This is a genomic window from Pseudoalteromonas obscura, from assembly GCF_030135505.1.
Lineage (GTDB): Bacteria > Pseudomonadota > Gammaproteobacteria > Enterobacterales > Alteromonadaceae > Pseudoalteromonas > Pseudoalteromonas obscura.
Map to the genome: position 1 here is coordinate 253,324 of NZ_JASJUT010000003.1, position 16,955 is coordinate 270,278.

At 40.1% G+C, this 16,955-nt stretch carries 13 protein-coding genes; 9 read left to right on the forward strand and 4 right to left on the reverse strand.

Annotated features, from left to right (window positions below; genetic code table 11):
* Positions 1-4 precede the first annotated feature (4 nt).
* From QNM18_RS09060 to QNM18_RS09085, 6 genes are all read left to right on the forward strand, one after another.
* Positions 5-790 (forward strand): nucleoside-binding protein, encoded by a 786-nt coding sequence (locus tag QNM18_RS09060; protein WP_284136952.1) that lies wholly within the window; start codon positions 5-7, stop codon positions 788-790.
* A gap of 295 nt (positions 791-1,085) precedes the next feature.
* Entirely contained in the window at positions 1,086-1,601 is a 516-nt protein-coding gene (locus QNM18_RS09065; protein WP_284136953.1) for a hypothetical protein, read from the forward strand.
* A gap of 541 nt (positions 1,602-2,142) precedes the next feature.
* A complete protein-coding gene (locus QNM18_RS09070) occupies positions 2,143-6,192 on the forward strand; it encodes a protein kinase domain-containing protein (RefSeq protein ID WP_284136954.1) in 4,050 nt (1,349 codons plus the stop codon).
* Between the two features lie 14 nt (positions 6,193-6,206).
* The gene (locus tag QNM18_RS09075) at positions 6,207-7,070 is read left to right on the forward strand and encodes a hypothetical protein (RefSeq protein ID WP_211010186.1); all 864 of its coding nucleotides are present in this window, start codon (positions 6,207-6,209) and stop codon (positions 7,068-7,070) included.
* Between the two features lie 49 nt (positions 7,071-7,119).
* On the forward strand, positions 7,120-8,349 hold the full coding sequence (locus QNM18_RS09080) for a YcaO-like family protein (RefSeq protein ID WP_211010187.1): 1,230 nt from the start codon (positions 7,120-7,122) through the stop codon (positions 8,347-8,349).
* Complete coding sequence (locus QNM18_RS09085; protein WP_284136955.1) at positions 8,346-9,437, forward strand: TfuA-like protein; 1,092 nt, start codon at positions 8,346-8,348, stop codon at positions 9,435-9,437. Before QNM18_RS09080 ends, QNM18_RS09085 begins: the two co-directional genes overlap by 4 nt.
* Here QNM18_RS09085 and QNM18_RS09090 read toward each other — a convergent pair.
* Together QNM18_RS09090 and QNM18_RS09095 are read right to left on the reverse strand one after the other, a co-directional pair.
* Positions 9,434-9,799 carry a VOC family protein gene (locus tag QNM18_RS09090; RefSeq protein WP_284136956.1) on the reverse strand — a complete coding sequence of 122 codons (366 nt, stop codon included), beginning with the start codon at positions 9,797-9,799 and terminating at the stop codon, positions 9,434-9,436. The two genes, QNM18_RS09085 and QNM18_RS09090, sit on opposite strands and share 4 nt — an antisense overlap.
* 622 nt (positions 9,800-10,421) lie before the next feature.
* Entirely contained in the window at positions 10,422-11,024 is a 603-nt protein-coding gene (locus QNM18_RS09095) for a short chain dehydrogenase (protein ID WP_211010189.1), read from the reverse strand.
* Positions 11,025-11,136: 112 nt separating this feature from the next.
* Here QNM18_RS09095 and QNM18_RS09100 point away from each other — a divergent pair, with 112 nt between their 5' ends.
* Positions 11,137-12,015: a LysR family transcriptional regulator gene (locus QNM18_RS09100; RefSeq protein ID WP_284136957.1), complete on the forward strand. Its 879-nt coding sequence runs from the start codon at positions 11,137-11,139 to the stop codon at positions 12,013-12,015.
* Between the two features lie 31 nt (positions 12,016-12,046).
* On the opposite strand, the gene QNM18_RS09105 is transcribed toward QNM18_RS09100, so the two are convergent.
* Positions 12,047-13,813: a winged helix-turn-helix domain-containing protein gene (locus tag QNM18_RS09105; protein WP_284136958.1), complete on the reverse strand. Its 1,767-nt coding sequence runs from the start codon at positions 13,811-13,813 to the stop codon at positions 12,047-12,049.
* A 117-nt stretch (positions 13,814-13,930) separates the two neighbouring features.
* Between QNM18_RS09105 and QNM18_RS09110 the strand changes: the two genes are divergently transcribed.
* A complete protein-coding gene (locus tag QNM18_RS09110) occupies positions 13,931-15,418 on the forward strand; it encodes an amidohydrolase family protein (protein ID WP_284136959.1) in 1,488 nt (495 codons plus the stop codon).
* Between the two features lie 51 nt (positions 15,419-15,469).
* Here QNM18_RS09110 and QNM18_RS09115 read toward each other — a convergent pair whose 3' ends face one another.
* Complete coding sequence (locus QNM18_RS09115) at positions 15,470-15,838, reverse strand: cupin domain-containing protein (RefSeq protein ID WP_211010193.1); 369 nt, start codon at positions 15,836-15,838, stop codon at positions 15,470-15,472.
* A 98-nt stretch (positions 15,839-15,936) separates the two neighbouring features.
* Here QNM18_RS09115 and QNM18_RS09120 point away from each other — a divergent pair, with 98 nt between their 5' ends.
* A complete protein-coding gene (locus tag QNM18_RS09120; RefSeq protein WP_211010194.1) occupies positions 15,937-16,860 on the forward strand; it encodes a LysR family transcriptional regulator in 924 nt (307 codons plus the stop codon).
* The last annotated feature ends 95 nt before the right edge of the window (positions 16,861-16,955 follow it).

The following is a 16,955-nucleotide window of genomic DNA, read 5'->3' on the forward strand; positions in this document are numbered from 1 at the left end:
ATTAATGAATAAAATACGCTCTCTGACATTCATCACTGCTTTGACTTGTGCGTCCTCAACAGCATTTTCTGCGGATTGGAGTAACACACAGCTCCACCTAAACCATGGTGACTTTAAAAACCCATTTAGTACGAATGAAGCAAGTACAACAGTATATTCATTGCAACATAGCTCGGGTTATAAATACGGCGATAATTTCTTTTTCATTGACTATCTCGTTGATGATCTCGACGACAATTATCAAGACAGAGACTTTTATGGTGAGTGGTATTCCAACTTCAGCTTAAGCAAAATAGGCGGCTTAGACATTAAAAGTCGTTATATCAAAGATATTGGCATTGTTGCCGGGTTCAATATGGCTGGTGACTCCAAAGTTATGAAATACCTGCCGGGATTAAAAGTTTCTTGGGATGTTAAAGGGTTTTCATTTCTTTCTACTTTATTTACTGCCTATATTGATGACAGCGAAGGCCTTACAAAAGGCGGAGCGCCAGCGCAAACCAATAGCTGGATGATAGACATCGCATGGGGGTACCCATTTACTATAGGTAATCAAAAGTTTGAAGTAACAGGCCATGTAGAGTACATAGCTGAACGTGAAAGTGAAACAGGCTCAGATGTAAAAGGTTGGCTGTTAGCTCAGCCGATTATTCGTTGGGATCTAGGTCACGCTTTAGAGATGCCATCAAATCAGTTGTATTTAGGTGTAGAGTGGCAATACTGGCGCAACAAGCTTGGCACTGATACAAACGAATCTGTACCTCAAGTGCATGTGGCTTGGACGTTCTAACAGCTCTGTTGTGAATTTATTCTAGGCGTACACCCCAATGTGCGCCACGGTTTGCGCTCTTATCAAAACCTACCGGATATAGTGTACATAGCAACACTAGACTAATACCCAAACTAACTCATCTTTAATTAGCAAAGTATATATTTGTAATAACATACTGGGGTCATCGTCAGATCTTATTGAACCAATAAATAATTATTATTTTTGTCTAAAGTATTTCGTCACTTCGCCGATAACTACTTCGGTATCGTATACCCGTCTACTTTTTACTGGCTGTTATATCAAGGACTTTTTGATGAACTTATTACATGAAATGAGTGTGGCTTATGGCCATATGCTAGCAACGGATCTCATGAACAAAGCGAAAGAGAGAGAACAAGCGGCTGCTGCCGAGCAAAATGAAGACGCCGCTCAATCATCTGAAGAAGCCAAAAATACTGAGAAAACTGAAAAACCTTCAGAATTAGAAGGGGCTCATAAGCTGTCTCACGAGGAAAAAGAAAAACTTTCTGGCCGAGAAGCACAAGAAAAAAACGAAGATAAGTATGGCGATTTACCCGACCACATTCGCAGAATGTTAGAGCGCTTAGAAGAAATGAAGGAAGAGCTAGATCTTGTTAAGCAAGAAGTTGCAGAGCTAAACGCAAAAATTGATCACAATGACGAGGCTCAAAAAGCTTTTTACGATCAAAGAAACCAGTACTTTTTGCAGCTACAAACTCAGTATTTTGACATGATAAAAAATGTCAAAGATGCGATGAAAGAAGCTGGCGTGACTGATATGAGTGTATTAATAAAGGTGATTGCCTAGCAACACCCTCTATATTATTGCCATTTTCGCACTATTGAGCAAAATTAATACCCCCTCATCTCACTAATGCAATTTTGTGATCATATTTTTTGTTTATAGGTCGCAATAAATATCAAAGTTCACCGTGCTTTACTTTGTCAGTATTGCACTTTAAACGAACAATTCAAATCCACCTTTCTCATATAAACTCGACCCACCTTTAGGATGTACAGCATTTTATTACACTATATTACACAGGTATTTACTGTGATGGCATTTTGTGGAAAATAAGGTGTACCCCTGATGAGTTTATTGATTTTTTATAAATAAAATAACTATCTTTTTCATTAGACAAAGATATATGATGATTCTTTTTTAATACTAAAAGATGAGTGCCCACACAGCGATACCGAAAAGACTAGCGTTAGAAAAAGCAATAGTTATAATTTGTTCTCTTATATTAGTTACGTTTGCTATACCTCTGCTATTAATTCGTTTTCATACGTCAGTTGTATATCGCAATAAAGACACAAACTTAAATGAAAAGAAGCTGTTTACAATCATGTCATTAACTCAATTCTCTGATTCCCACATTCTTGAACGCTTTGAATCTTCAAGATATGAGTTGTTAAATAAAATAGGTGAAGGTGGCTTCGGGAAAGTCTTTAAAGCGAGGCAAGTAAATACTGGTCAATATGTCGCCATCAAGTTTTTGGCTATTGACCAGCACTTCGACGAACAAAAAAAGCAAAGGTATATTGATAGGTTTAAACGAGAAACTGACTTAAGTAGCCGACTAGAGCATCCGAATATAGTTCGATTACTCAATAAAGGACAGATTGACGAAGACCTGCTTTACGGTGTTTTCGAGTTTGTCGAAGGGCGATCACTGCGTGAGCATTTGCTAATAGATGGCGCATTCGAGGCATTGGAAGCGACTGATATTATGCTTCAAGTATTGGATGCGCTGATACATGCCCATGACAAATGCATTGTTCATAGAGACATCAAGCCTGCCAACATTATGCTTACCAGAGCCGGGGCTAAGTTGCATGTTAAAATTTTAGACTTTGGTATCGGCACTTTTACTCAGGACAATAGACAATCAGACTTTAGAACACTAACACTCACACAAGAAACGCTAGGCACCCCCTCTTATAGTTCACCAGAGCAATTGCGCGGAGAGCCTGCTACGACCAAAACTGACTTATATGTCTGGGGTTTGGTGTTCCTTGAATGTTTAACTGGCTCACCAGCTATGAATGGAACAAGCGTCGCCGCCATTTATCATAAACAGCTTAGCGAAGTTCATATTCCCTTGCCGAGTGCTATTCTTAGCCACCCTATTTCTGAGTTACTTAGACGCGTCCTAAAAAAAGATGTCTCAGAGCGAGTTGTAACCGGTGCCGAAATATTTGATGAATTAAAGTCCATTAATATGTCAAATTTAGTGGGGCTCGCAGCACCAACAGCAAATCATCCAAACTTTGACGACGAAACCGTTGTTTTTCGGCCCGAAGACGCCACCGCTTTGTCACCGGCTAGCATTCAAACAGTTAGTAGCGAAAAAAAGCAAATTACGGTGCTCGCCATTCGTTTTAGCACCAGCTTTGTCGACAACAGAAAACACGATTTAGAAGTTTTAGATACTTTATTTAAATCTCAGCGAAACCACTTTATTGATGTTGCATCAAGGTTTGGCGCATATCACGTCGGCAGTATTTCAGATACTTCACTATTTTACTTCGGTTACCCGACAAGCAGCGATAATGACGCACGTCTTTGCGCCAGAAGTGCTTTGGAAATTCTCAGTGAGCTTGCAACACGAAATGCCTTAATGAGAGAAGCCCATGGCGCCCAGCTAAACATTCATATTGGCATGCACACAGGCATGTTTTTAACCTATGCGAACGCAACGCCTGAAGGGTACGTTGCCAGCGCTGCAATGACTTTGGCTAGAACAGCCAAAGAAAAGCAGATCCTATGTAGCAATGACACCACAGCATTGCTTGAACCGTATTGTGAGCTTGAACAGTATGTTCAGTTAAAGTTGGGACAGACCTATCATCCTGAGCAAGTATTCTCACTTATTGGGGAGCGTAAAGCGGAAGCATTTGGATTCTTGAGAGGCACACGAAGCAGCCATGAATTTATAGGCCGCCAACAAGAGCTCGCACAGATCCAGACTGTGTTTAATGGCATTGGTTCTGACAACCGCCTTATTCATATTGAGGGCGAAGCAGGCATGGGGAAATCTCGTCTGCTGTTAGAAATAACAAATAGAAATGCCGATTTTGCTTACCAGCTGGCACAATGTTTACCCGAACACCAAAACAATGCACTCTACCCTATTTTAAATTTAGTAAAACACAAGTTCGGGCTTGAAAAGCTTAGTAGCCATGAGGCTTACCACCTTTTTAAAAGTACGCTGTCAGACAAAATTGAGCAAGTTAACTTAGACCAAGCACTGTCGTCTTTACTCATTTGGCTCAATATTAAATTAGACGGTAAACAACTTCGAAGTCCAAGCTCAGCACAAATGCAAAAAGAGCTGCTTTTTTTATCTTTGTATTCTTTGCTTTTTTCTCCAAAAAGTTTTGGCCCGAGGCGCAATTGCCTTGTTATAGAAGACCTTCACTGGGCCGATAATACCACATTAGAGTTTCTTAAATATGCAACGCCGCAGCTTACATCCGATAGCGTCGTGATAGCCACATCAAGGGAAAAGTTGCCTAAATCATTGGCAAACAAAATTTCTTATACCTCTTTGACATTGGCCAAACTAAGTGAGCCTGATGCGCGCGAGTTTATTAGCAAACTTTTTTCAGATAAACCCGTTTCCAATGAGCTACATAATACCTTGATCAGTCGCGCCGATGGTGTACCTTTATTTATTGAAGAGTTAGTTGGTATGCTCAAACAAAAGGAATATGTTGAGCTCAAACACGGTGAATACTGCTTCTCAAGCCCTGAGCACATTGCTCAAGTGCCGTTGACTTTAAGGGAGTCACTGCAAAGTAATTTGGAATCATTAGGCTTTGCAAAAGACACTGTTCAAAGAGCCGCTCTGCTTGGGCGCGAATTCGAACATCAACGTTTATTTAACCTTGTTGATATTACAGAATCTCAACTATCTGCCGATCTTCAATTGTTAGTCGAGCAAGGAATTTTAGTTAAACAACGCCAAGCACACTCAGACAATTATATTTTCAGGCACGCGCTGATCAAAGACGTATCGTACGACTCAATCGACAAAAACCATCTAATAAAATGGCATTTGAAAGCCGCAAAAGTAATAGAACAAGAAGTTACTCAAGATCCAACGCTTAGTTCTGAAGTTGCCAGACACTACGAAGCGGCCAACGACATTTCCCAAGCTCGTTTATGGTATTACAAATCAGCTAAATATGCCGAGGCTAAGTATTCACTTGACGAGGCAATCACGTTTTTCGATAAAACGCTTACGTTGAGTGGGTCACAAAAATTAAATAGTGACGATATATACTTACAGAGTTTGTACCGATTAGGGCACAACCACTCGCAAATTGGCCAACAGGAAAAAGCCCGAATTTATTTGAACCAGCTTACTGATAAGCTGGCCCACAGTGACTTCAACGAGCTAACAGTACAAACCTACTTGACCCTTGGAAAAACGTTTGAAATCGTTCATCAACACGGTGATGCATTGGAACAATATGAAATTGCCGACAACATACTGGAAACACTTCCACACACTCAATCACCACAAAACAACAGCTGGTGGCAGTTGTGGCTGTCGCTAAAAAGTGCTCAGCTATATGTCAATTATTGGCTCGGTAATAAATCATCAATGAGTAGATTAGTTGATCAAACGTCTCCGGTTGTAGAGCTAATTGGAACTGACGCCGTGAAAGCAAAATTTTACGATGATTTATTACACCTGAAGTTTCGTGAAAATAGATACATTCTTGGCGACGATGATCTGCACATTGCCCAGTTAGCGGAAAACTCAGCTAAAGCAACCGCCGATACGTCGCTTTACGCTTATGCGCTGTTCGTCAACGGCTTTTCACTCTCATTAAATAAAAGGCATGATGCCGCCATCGATAAGTTGAACCAAGCAATTGAAATCGCGAAAAAGCTTAACGACAAGGTTACTTTAACTCGCTGTATTACTTATCAAACGATTTCATATCGACTGGCGCAAGATGTGGATAAAACACTCGCTTGTGCAACCTTGGCACTTAAATATAGCCAAGAAACGGATATGGACGATTACAAAGCAGCTGCACACGCCAATTTGGCATGGGTTGCATTTAAACGCGGCAACCCGACTGAAGCCATCGAGCAATTAGAATGTTGCTTTGCTATTTGGAAAGAGCTCAGCAAAACATATTCTTTTCCTTTCAGTTGGATTGCGTATGCGCAGCTCATTTCATTGTCCGCACAGGATTCACAGGCGCGGGAAATGTACCAACCTAAATTGAAACAGATTTGCCACTCCCTATGTGATGTCAACCAAATGTTCTTAGGTTCTCAATTGCAGTCTTTACTAGAAACATATAGTAAAAACAGCGACAACCAACATTTGATAGATATTACGGATGCATTAATTCAATCTAAATACCTATAAAAAGGAAATACAAGATGTCTCAAGCACAAAACAATAAACCAAGTTCTAGAAATGATATTTTTAGAACTTCAAATGCGCCAAAAGTAGCTCAGGGTTTAACTGAAGAACAAATTGCAGAGCAATGGCGTCAAGTAGCACACAATATGTTTGTGCTAAGACAAAATGGCGAAATTGTATACCTAGACGTAGATTTCTATACACAGGGTTCACGTCTTATCGAGTGGGTGCACTCAGAGCAAGATATTCATAAGTTCTTCCTAAACGAAGACAACCTATTCCCACTCAATTTAATGGGTCCTGCGGTGACAAAAGTGATCCCTTGGAACCTTGCCGAAGCAAAAGACAAGCTACCTACTACATTTGCGGGACAAGCGCCGTTAAAACCAGGTTACATGATTGATTTACGTGTGATCCAACTGAATCGCCTAAATGCAAACGACCCTAACTTTGCAAGACTTTTAAATTCGGGTCTTGATATTCCAATTCAACTTGTATCCAATTCATTTGATCCTATCTACCCTGTACCTCACGAGTTTGAACATCAGTTAAGTGCTCCAATCGAAGAAGAAAACTTATACATCGTATCGTTCAAGAACCCTGAAAGAATTAGAGGTATTGATGACTTATATGGGTACCAGATCAGCTATATCAGTAAAGAAGAACTCGACAATGTTGATAAATATGTGCCTAATGAGGACGACAAAAATGAAGCATTGAAGTTAGATGAACTGAAAAAAGAGCATACAGGTCAGTATTTAGAACGCTATTATGGTGATACAAATGCCCAGATCGGGGCAATAAACCCGCGTGATATGGCACCTCACCTTTTAGGCGCTGCATGTTATATCGCTAACTTACGCACTATGAAAAAAGACTAACTAAGTCAATGAGGCCCTGTTTTCGATGGGGCCTTCTCAAGTTGGAAAAATGAAAAAACAGTATTTTGAAGGCACGCATCGTGTCCTAAGCCCTCAGCAAACACTAGATAAAATCTCTCCCACGCTCAAAACAATGGGGATCACTCGCATCGCAAATGTAACTGGCTTAGATAATATCGGTGTCCCTGTTGCAACCGCCTGTCGTCCAAATTCTAAAGCCGTGGCAGTTTCACAGGGCAAAGGGGCAACACTAGCTGCGGCTAAGGTCTCAGCGGCCATGGAAGCTATCGAGACTTATCATGCCGAGAATATAGACTTGCCACTTAAGTTTATGAGTTATAACGAGTTAAAGCAGGATCACTCCTTCGTAGAGATAACCTCACTGCCTAAATTGAGTGTAAAGCCGTTTTGCCCAAAAGAAAAACGTCTTTGGATTGCAGCTGAAGCCTTCGATGACAAGCGTGCTTTATATGTACCCTATGACTTGGTACATTGCGATTATACACTGCCATTGCCTGCTGGCAGCGGCGTTTTTCAAATGAGTACCAATGGACTTGCCTCTGGTAACACCATAGAAGAGGCACAGCTTCATGGGTTGTGTGAGGTGATTGAACGAGATGCACTGTGCTTATGGTCATTGAAAGAGAGTCATAAATACCAAATCAAGCGCGTAGATTTAAAAACGATTACAGACAGCTCTATCTCTGAGCTACTGTCAAAACTCTCAAGTGCAGGTGTATTGTGTGCTTTATGGGATATTACCAGCGATATTGGTGTTCCAACTTTTTTAGCAACCATCATTGATGAACAAGAAAACCCATATAGACCCCTATATTCGGCCTCTGGAGCTGGAACACACCCAAATGCTAACGTCGCACTTTCCAGAGCAATAACTGAAGCGATCCAAACGAGGCTCACTCTTATCTCTGGCTCTCGAGACGATATTAACCTCGCCAAATATGAGTCTAAACGTCAATTAGAGGCTATGTCTGAGCTACGTAAACTCCTACAAGATGAACCTGAGCATCAACTAGACTTTAATACGCTAGCTAGCTTTCAAAGTGAAACCATCGAAGATGATCTTAATCATGTTCTTCTCAAGCTCAAACATTGTGATATCAATCCCGTTTATATTGATTTAACCAAATCAAAATACCAGATCCCTGTTGTCAGAGTGATTGCGCCAAACTTAGAGGGAATCCATGACACCCCAGGATACATTTTTGGCACACGGGCAAAACATGTAGCACAATTAAACACAGAGAGTCTCATTCCATGAAGGTAATTGTATTTGCTGGGCCAACAATCTCTGAAAGTGAGGTTATTTCAGTACTCCCCGACGCGTCTGTCCTTCCTCCCGCAAAACAAGGAGATATACTTAAGGCGAAAGCGCTAAAACCAGATATTATTTTGCTTATTGACGGAACATTTGAGCAGCATCCAGCTGTTTGGCACAAGGAAATACTGGACGCAATTGACAATAAGGTCGTAGTAATTGGATGCTCGAGTATGGGCGCTTTACGCGCAACTGAGCTTGCTTTGTATGGCATGATTGGGGTTGGTGAAGTTTTTGAATCCTTTGATTCTGGGAAAATTGAAGATGATGACGAAGTTACTTTACTTCATACTGATAAATCATATGGATACGGGCATATTTCAGAAGCACTTGTAGATATAAAATTCACGCTTAAGTCCAGCGTTAAAGCAGGAATTATCAGTGACGAAGTAGCTACATCTATAGAAGGTAAATTAAAAGAAACATGGTACCCCTATCGTACCTATTCACTTGTATTCGAAACAGCAGCCCAATTCCTTGAGGAAGAAAGCTTAAAGCAGTTCGTTCAATTTGCAAGCAATGCCCCTTCATTGAAAAAGCTTGATGCATTTAAAGCGCTGGAGCTTATCAAGACAACAACCGAAAGCAGGTCGGTATTTCCTGCTGCGCCTGACTTTGACTTTAGCTTTACTGACGCTTGGCAAATGATGCTGGACGAATTCAACGTAGAAGAAAAAGCACCGTATTATTCTAGTCATTTACTGTCCAATACGGCAATAAACCATGATGGCTACGAAACTCAAATCTTAAGCCGCTATTTAGCCAAAAAACTCATAAGTGAAGTTTCAAAGGAAGAAACGCTACCAACGATGCACAAAATTGCGCAAAAATGGGCATGTAGCAGTAATGGACAAACGGATTTCAATAAACTTGGAAAACGTTTAGATAGTTTATCTCTTACGCCTGACGAGTTTATTCAGTTTATTGAACGGGAAACAGCTTTAGATCTTTTGAAAGCGAAACTCAGTGATCAGTCCAGTTTCGCTATCGATGAAATTTTAAGTTCAGGTGAACTGGATAAGTTGAACTAATCTTTCATTTGAATGATTTCAATTACATTTCCACTTGGATCTGCAACAGCAATATAGTGTGCAACAGGACATTCTTGCGCACTTTCATGCAGCAAATTTAAATTTTTTGTTTTCAAATCAGCTAGCGCGCCTTCAAGATCAGTCGTGACGAGATTAATGATCATTTGAGATTGGTCTGGGTATGTGATCTCCTTTGGCTGCTCAACTTTATTTAAGATAATTGTTAAATCATCTTTTTTCACATACATAGCTTGCGGTAACAGATCATCTCCTATGACCTCAAAACCAAGTCCATTAACATAAAAATCTCTCGCGGCTTCTACGTCATGAACACTAACTTGCAATGCAAAAAGCTTTAACATATTTTTCTCTCATTATTTTATTGAAGTTCATAATTTAATTAAAATGGGTCCGTAATTCAATATACACATGATTTTAAAAGTAATGTTTTCAATTTATAAGCATACAGTTCAATCACAACTCTTCTGCTCTGTCGATATCAACACGCGTTTTGTTCATTTTTAAAGCTCTCTTCTCATTTCCACACAAATGCATAAATAAAAAACAGTACTTCAAACAAAGTATGGCCGTCTCAAAAAATTCTAACGGAGTTATACCTATTAATTCCTATACGAAACCAAAATGGCGCAGCTTAAAAGCCAAGATCTTGAAACTATCGTATTTGACTATTCACGAAAATCAATCCCAATCAAAAACGGCAAGAGTTTTCGTTCCCTAGCTCTGTCATATCTCGCGGCAATCAGGCAATCAGGCAATCAGGCAATCAGGCAATCAGGCAATCAGGCAATCAGGCAAAGATTGTACAATGTGCCAGTTAGGCTAGGAATTCGAGCTAAACCTTTAAAATAGACAACAGTAACTAACAAGGGTTCTATATTTTGACCCTTCTAGGCACTTATAAATACAAGTACCTAGGCCTTTTATCCCGTTTATTTATATACAAGAATTTTTGTAATCTAGTATTTAAACGAAATCCCTCACATCAAGCACCTGCCCTGTCATAACCCCTTCTACCGCCGCTTGATAAGTAACTGCCGTATTTGCAGCCGACATACCCGTGCTGCTATCCATACCCATCATTTCCATGGTTTCTTTTACAAATATAGGGCTTACTGTGTTTATTCTTAAAGAATCACCCAACTCTAAAGCTGCGGCTTTTACAAAAGCGTTGAGTGCACCATTGACCGCACTGATGGAAGCAGAGCCAACCATAGGTTCTTCTGAAAGCATGCCTGAGGTCAAAGTTATACTGCCACCTGCGTTGACAAAACCGGCTCCGACTCTATACAAATTGATTTGACCCATCAGTTTATTTTGCCAACCTAGCTGATACTGCTCATCAGTTAACTCATTTAATGGAGCAAAGGCGGCCATACCTGTGGTTGAAATTATGGCATCTACTTTTCCCACTTTTTCAAACAGCGCCTGAATTGACAATTTACTTTGTAAATCCACCTGAAACTCACCGTCTTTATGGCCTACTGTGAGCACTTCATGCGATTGTGCTAAACGCGCATGGACCGCTTTGCCAATAGTACCTGTTGCGCCAATCAATAAAACTTTCATAGTCATTCTCCAAATTTAATATGTTGCTTTGCTTTGATGAATGCAGTGTAGATAATTCAGTAAATATGATAAATAATAAAGAAATAAACTCTCTTTTCACTTTTAATGCACAATGAATCTATTTAAATCTATGTTGGTATTCCAAAAGGTGTGTGAGTTAGGTAGTTTTAGCCAAGCCGCAGACCAACTGAACTTAGTCACTTCTGCGGTAAGTCGCCAAGTGAACGAACTTGAAAAACACTTTGGCGTGAGGTTACTGCAAAGAACAACCCGTTCAGTTACACTCACAGCAGATGGACGTCAATATCTTACAAAAATATCTGAAATAACAGACAGTGTGCAGGCGTTGGAAGCAATTCATAAAGGCGATGTAGTTTACAGTGACCATATTCAACTCACAGTCCCGCCAATCCTCAGTAAAGTGGTACTTACCCCCTTATATACCTCACTACTAAAGAAACACCCTGAAATTTCAATTTCAATCACCCAAATTAATCGAACCATTAATCTCGTAGAAGAAGGTTATGACTTTGCGATTAGAGTCGGACAATTGGAAGACTCCAATCTAGTCGCCAGAAGTATCTCTGAGCTGAAACTCGCTTTGGTCGCAAGTCCAGAGTATTTGAATACACATGGCCAGCTCAATCATCCGAAAGAGTTACCGCAACACAATTGCTTGATAAATACAATGCTCACACACCCTAAGCGCTGGGCATTCAAAGAGCACAAACGTTCTTTCACTGTAAAAGTAGATGGGCAATATGATGTAAATGATGATTCAGCACTTTGCGAAATGGCGCGTGCAGGACTTGGCATAGCCTATCTGCCCCTTCAGATTGTTGACGCGCATCTATCAACTGGTGAACTTGTCCAAGTTCTATCGGATTATACAGTCGACCCTCTACCCATTTCGTTGGTATATCCACACCGCCAGTTGCTCAGCCCTGCTAAACGAAAATTAATTGAATACCTGACGGGCGCGTTTTCTTAAATACCTGCTTGTTGCTCTTGCTTATAAGTGATTAACGCAGAGCCGCTTGCGCACTTTTCAACTTATTTAGCCACATATCTCGTAATGCTACTTCATGAATCAGTTCACTATACATTTCTACAGCAAAGATGTTGTCATTGGTATCTGGCAACCATCCACTATCCAATAAATTGAATATTGACGTAGTTAATTGTTCAGGATCTTCGTTTAGGGAATACCAAAAAGGTTGATATCGAATATCCAATTTCGTCGGCCCATTTAAATGTTCAGCAATAAGTGCCCTTATTTCCTGCACCTTACGCCTGTTTTCCACCTTCTTCAAAATCATTGCATAAAGCAAATAAACACCAACATGTTCGTTAACGTTTCGATTCAATCTGCTAACTGAATTAAAGTGCTTTTCAAATAGCAGCTTTGCGACACTATACTGCCTAGTTTGATAAAGCCCCATGATATATGGCATTGCATAGTGATTGTCTTCTGGGGCCAGTAAATATCGCTGCTTTAATAAATCAATTGCGCCCTGTTTATCTTGTTGGTACCACTTTAACCCTGCACGTACGTATAGGTTAAATGACGTCACGTTTTGCCGCGTTATTTGGATTTCTTCCGATTTTTGTATTGCTTCTTCTAAGTTTCCAGTACTCAGTAAAAACAAAATATGCGAGAGCTTATGCAAAGGATACACTCGACTGTACTCTGTCATGTGTTTTTCGTACCAAGCTTTATACGCTTTCGCTCTTTGCTTGTTTAGCAGGTAAAAATCTAATTGATAAAGCGCAATGTGTTTAACATGGGGCGCGATTTCAACACTACGCTCAAAATACTTTCGTGCATTTTTTAAATCTCGACGATTCAAGTAGGTGTATGCTAATCCTCTTAGCACCGTAGGGTTGTTAGGGGCTAGCCTAAATGCTTTTAAATGGGCATCTAGCGCTTTATCTAGATTGTTTTTCTCTCGGTGAAAGCGTCCGTACCAATGCCATAGCATGGGTGATTCATTTGACAAAGAAAGTGCTTGGTCAAAATACACTTTCGCTTGATCAAACTTTCTACTCAAGGTCTCTAATCTTGCTAGCGAAGTAAGTACATCTGCATTGTTGCTATCAAGCTCTAATGCCTTAAATAAAAGTGGTCGACATAAAGCATCTACCTGTGATTCAGGCAGTGAGCCATATATTGCCAAAGCCATATGCGTATTACATAAACCACTCATCGCCACAACATGCTCAGGACTTACTTCCAAAACTTCCGTATAAATTTGTTTCGCCTTGGTAATTCTCTCAGGAAGTTTAGATTTAGTAAGGTGCTCAGCGAGAGATACAGCTTCAAAGTGAGGGTCACTTTTTGAATCAGCTTGATTTTTTTGGCCAAACACATAGATAGCCAGCAAAATTAAAAATAACGTAAATATGGCCCCTACATACAGATACGCGTGTGTCTTTTTATCAACCACGTTGGAGTCTAAATTGAACACGTCAATTTCAGTAGACAGCCGATACCCTTGACCAGAAATGCGTTCAATATAGTCAATGTCGCTTTCTTCATTGAGCACTTTTCTAAGCATTGCTACCGCTTGATAGACAGAATTGTCTGACACCACTCTGTCCGGCCAAACTCGTTGGGCAAGCTCATCAACGCTTAAAGGGCTATTGCGATGTTCAATCAAGGTCGTAAGAAGCGCCATCACTTTTGGCGTCACAACATATACGTTAGGCGAAGCCGTAAGCTGTATTTTGTTTAATTTAGGTATTACAACCCACTTCCCAACTCGAATACTTTCTGGCTCTGAATTCATATTAGATTTTGTTTTTATTGCTTTTTATTTTTTTAAGACAAATTTAAGATTTATATTATTCGTTTTTCATTACATCAATAACCGTTTTTATAAACTCAGCGTAACAACGGAGGTCTTATGAAAAAAAATATCCAACTTACTGCTCTATTGATTACTACCAACCTAGCTTACGCTGAAGTTGACTTACTGATCACTGATGCAACGATTATATCACCGATAACCCAAAGCGAAGTATCAATAAAAACCAATCATTGGCTATCAATTAACGAGGGGCGAATAATTGAGGTTTCTGATAAAGCGAAAAAGCCACCAGCCAAAAAAATCATAAATGCAAATGGACAATTTTTAATTCCCGGGTTAACCGATAGTCATACACATTTGCGAACTATGCCTGGACTTTTAAAAACAGACAAAGACGCCCCAAAAATGCAAACGGCCTATTTAAAACGTCAAGGTAGCAACTACTTGTACTATGGCGTGACGCAAGTAGTAGACCCTGCAAATACAGCGCAGGGCATTGCCAGCTTTAAAGAACTTAACATGTCACCAAATGCCTATTTTTGTGGTGCAATGCCTATATATCAGGGCTACTCAGCTCAAGGCATTAAATATCAGCACCTTAATGAGCGTAGGCCTTATTATGTTCATCAACATGGCGACCCAACTCACCTAAACACGCCTTCCGTTAACTCCCTGCACGAAGCCCAAGCGGTTGTCAAAAGATTAAAAAAAGACGGGGCAATCTGTGCCAAAATATTTTTAGAAGATGGGTTTGATAAAGCGACAAATATTCGTCTCATTAATAATGAAAATGTAGAACAAATAGTTGATGAAGCAAATCGCCAAAATTTGCCAGTGATGGTTCACGCCAATGCGACTGACATGCATTCTGTAGCACTAAATAATCATGTTGATATTTTGGCCCATGGCATTTGGAATTGGCTGGATGAACATCAGCAAGGGGACGATATTTCCCTCGCTTTGCCAAAAAATGTTCAACGAGTTGCTGATGGGATCTTAACAGCCCAAACTTACTACCAGCCTTCACTAAATGTCATGCGCAGTCTAACTGATGTAATGGTGCCCAACCATTTGGACAACCCAAAATACAAAACAGTTTTACCTAGCTGGCAAATTAGCTGGTATACCTCAGCGGATGGTCAGTGGTTTGCTCGCGAAATGTTATCCGGCTGGCAAGGTCTGACGCAACAACAAAAAATTGATTATTTACGCAGCAAACAAATTAACGGTAAACGTGTTTTAAATTACCTTTACAAAAATGGCGGGAAAATATTACTAGGCTCAGACACGCCGCCAGCCCCGACCTACGCATCCCAGCCTGGGTTATCTACTTTTTGGGAGTTACAAGATATGCATGATTCGGGCGTTGACCTAGTCGGACTGCTAGCCAGCGCCACAATAAATAATGCAAAGGCATACGGGTTGGAGTCAAAATATGGAACAATTCAACCGGGTAAAATCGCAAACATTTTGCTGCTCAATTCCAATCCTCTAGTATCCGTCGATGCATATGACGATATCCATAGTATCATCCTAAACGGCAATGCGCACAAAAGAGAAATCTTTCATATTCGCAATTTGTGATTGTATTGAATTTTACCCAGTATTGAGTGCCTACCTCAATGCTGGGGTCATCTATATCCATATATCATTTTGTGCGGTCAACTTGCCACCTGCATCTCCTGTGTTAACAACACCTTTTGGCTCAATGAGTAAAATTTCACATTCTTTTTCCGCTACTGGTTTATGCTGCTCTCCCTTTTTCACCACAAGCATTTCTCCACTATTAAGCGTTACAACTCTATTTTCGAAATGAATGTCCAACCGCCCTTTTAAAACTAAAAACAATTCATCGGTATCATCGTGCTGATGCCACGTAAACTCTCCCAGTACTTTGACCACTTTTATTTGGTAATCATTGATCTGCCCAATAACTTTAGGTGACCAATGTTCTTCAAAAAGAGCCAGTTTTTGAGCCAAATTAACTGCGACGTAATCATTCATGTATAAAGCTCCTTACATTGACTTACTTGTAGATTAAGTTGCATTCAAGCATGAATCAAATGTACATTTTTCAGATAAATATGAATATGGTACATATTATGAATCTAAGACAATTTGACCAAAACCTATGGTTAGTACTTGATGCGCTATACCAGACTCAAAGTGTATCCGATGCTGCAAAAAGTTTAAGTTTGAGCCAATCCGCTATGAGCCATGCTTTAAAAAGGCTTCGAATTGCATTTAACGATCCTCTTTTTGTTAGAGAGAACGGTAAAATGCTTCCAACACAAAAGGCGCTAAATATACAACCACTCGCACAGCAAGGCCTTGCACTACTCAACCAAGTTGCGATTGGTCTTGATAGCTTTTGTAAAAATACGTCAAACAGACAGTTTGTTATCGCTGCCACCGACTTTACAACTAAGCTATTTATTTACCCTTTGCTCAATAAGTTATCCTCACTTAACTACAATATTCGAATCAAGGTCATAGATCTCAGGTCAGAAATCCCAATCAAAGCGTTGTCGTCCAATCATATCGACTTGGTACTGACGTTTAGTCATGCACACGCTTTCGACAATAATCTTAGCCAACAAAAATTAATTTCTGGACACTATCGTGTCATTGCTAGAAAACAACACCCGCTCGTTTCGAAAGAACTCTCTTTAGAGCATTACTTAAGTGCAAAGCATGTACTTGTCTCTCCTTGGGGGGCTGAAACTGGCAGTTTAGACAATGAACTGAAAAAACTCGGAAAGTATCGGCATATAGCGGCCACAGTCCCACAACTTATGAATGTGGCAGAACTTGTAAGCAATGGAGATTTAATCGCTACGGTCCCCGCTCTCTCTATCAGGCAACATGAAATAAAAAATGTACAGATATTAGAACCGCCTATCGCATTACCTGACTATAAATTGTTCATGGTCTGGCATCCATCCTATAACTTAGACCAAGGTCTAATATGGCTGAGATCTGAGCTTGAAACTATTGCAGCACAAATACTTGAAGGTTTTTCATAGTCATGCGTCCGACACCCTGTTTACATATTTAGAACAAAAATATTGCGCTTGAGTTTTATTTGTGACAACTTCTAAGGCAGGCAAAGCCGTTAAAA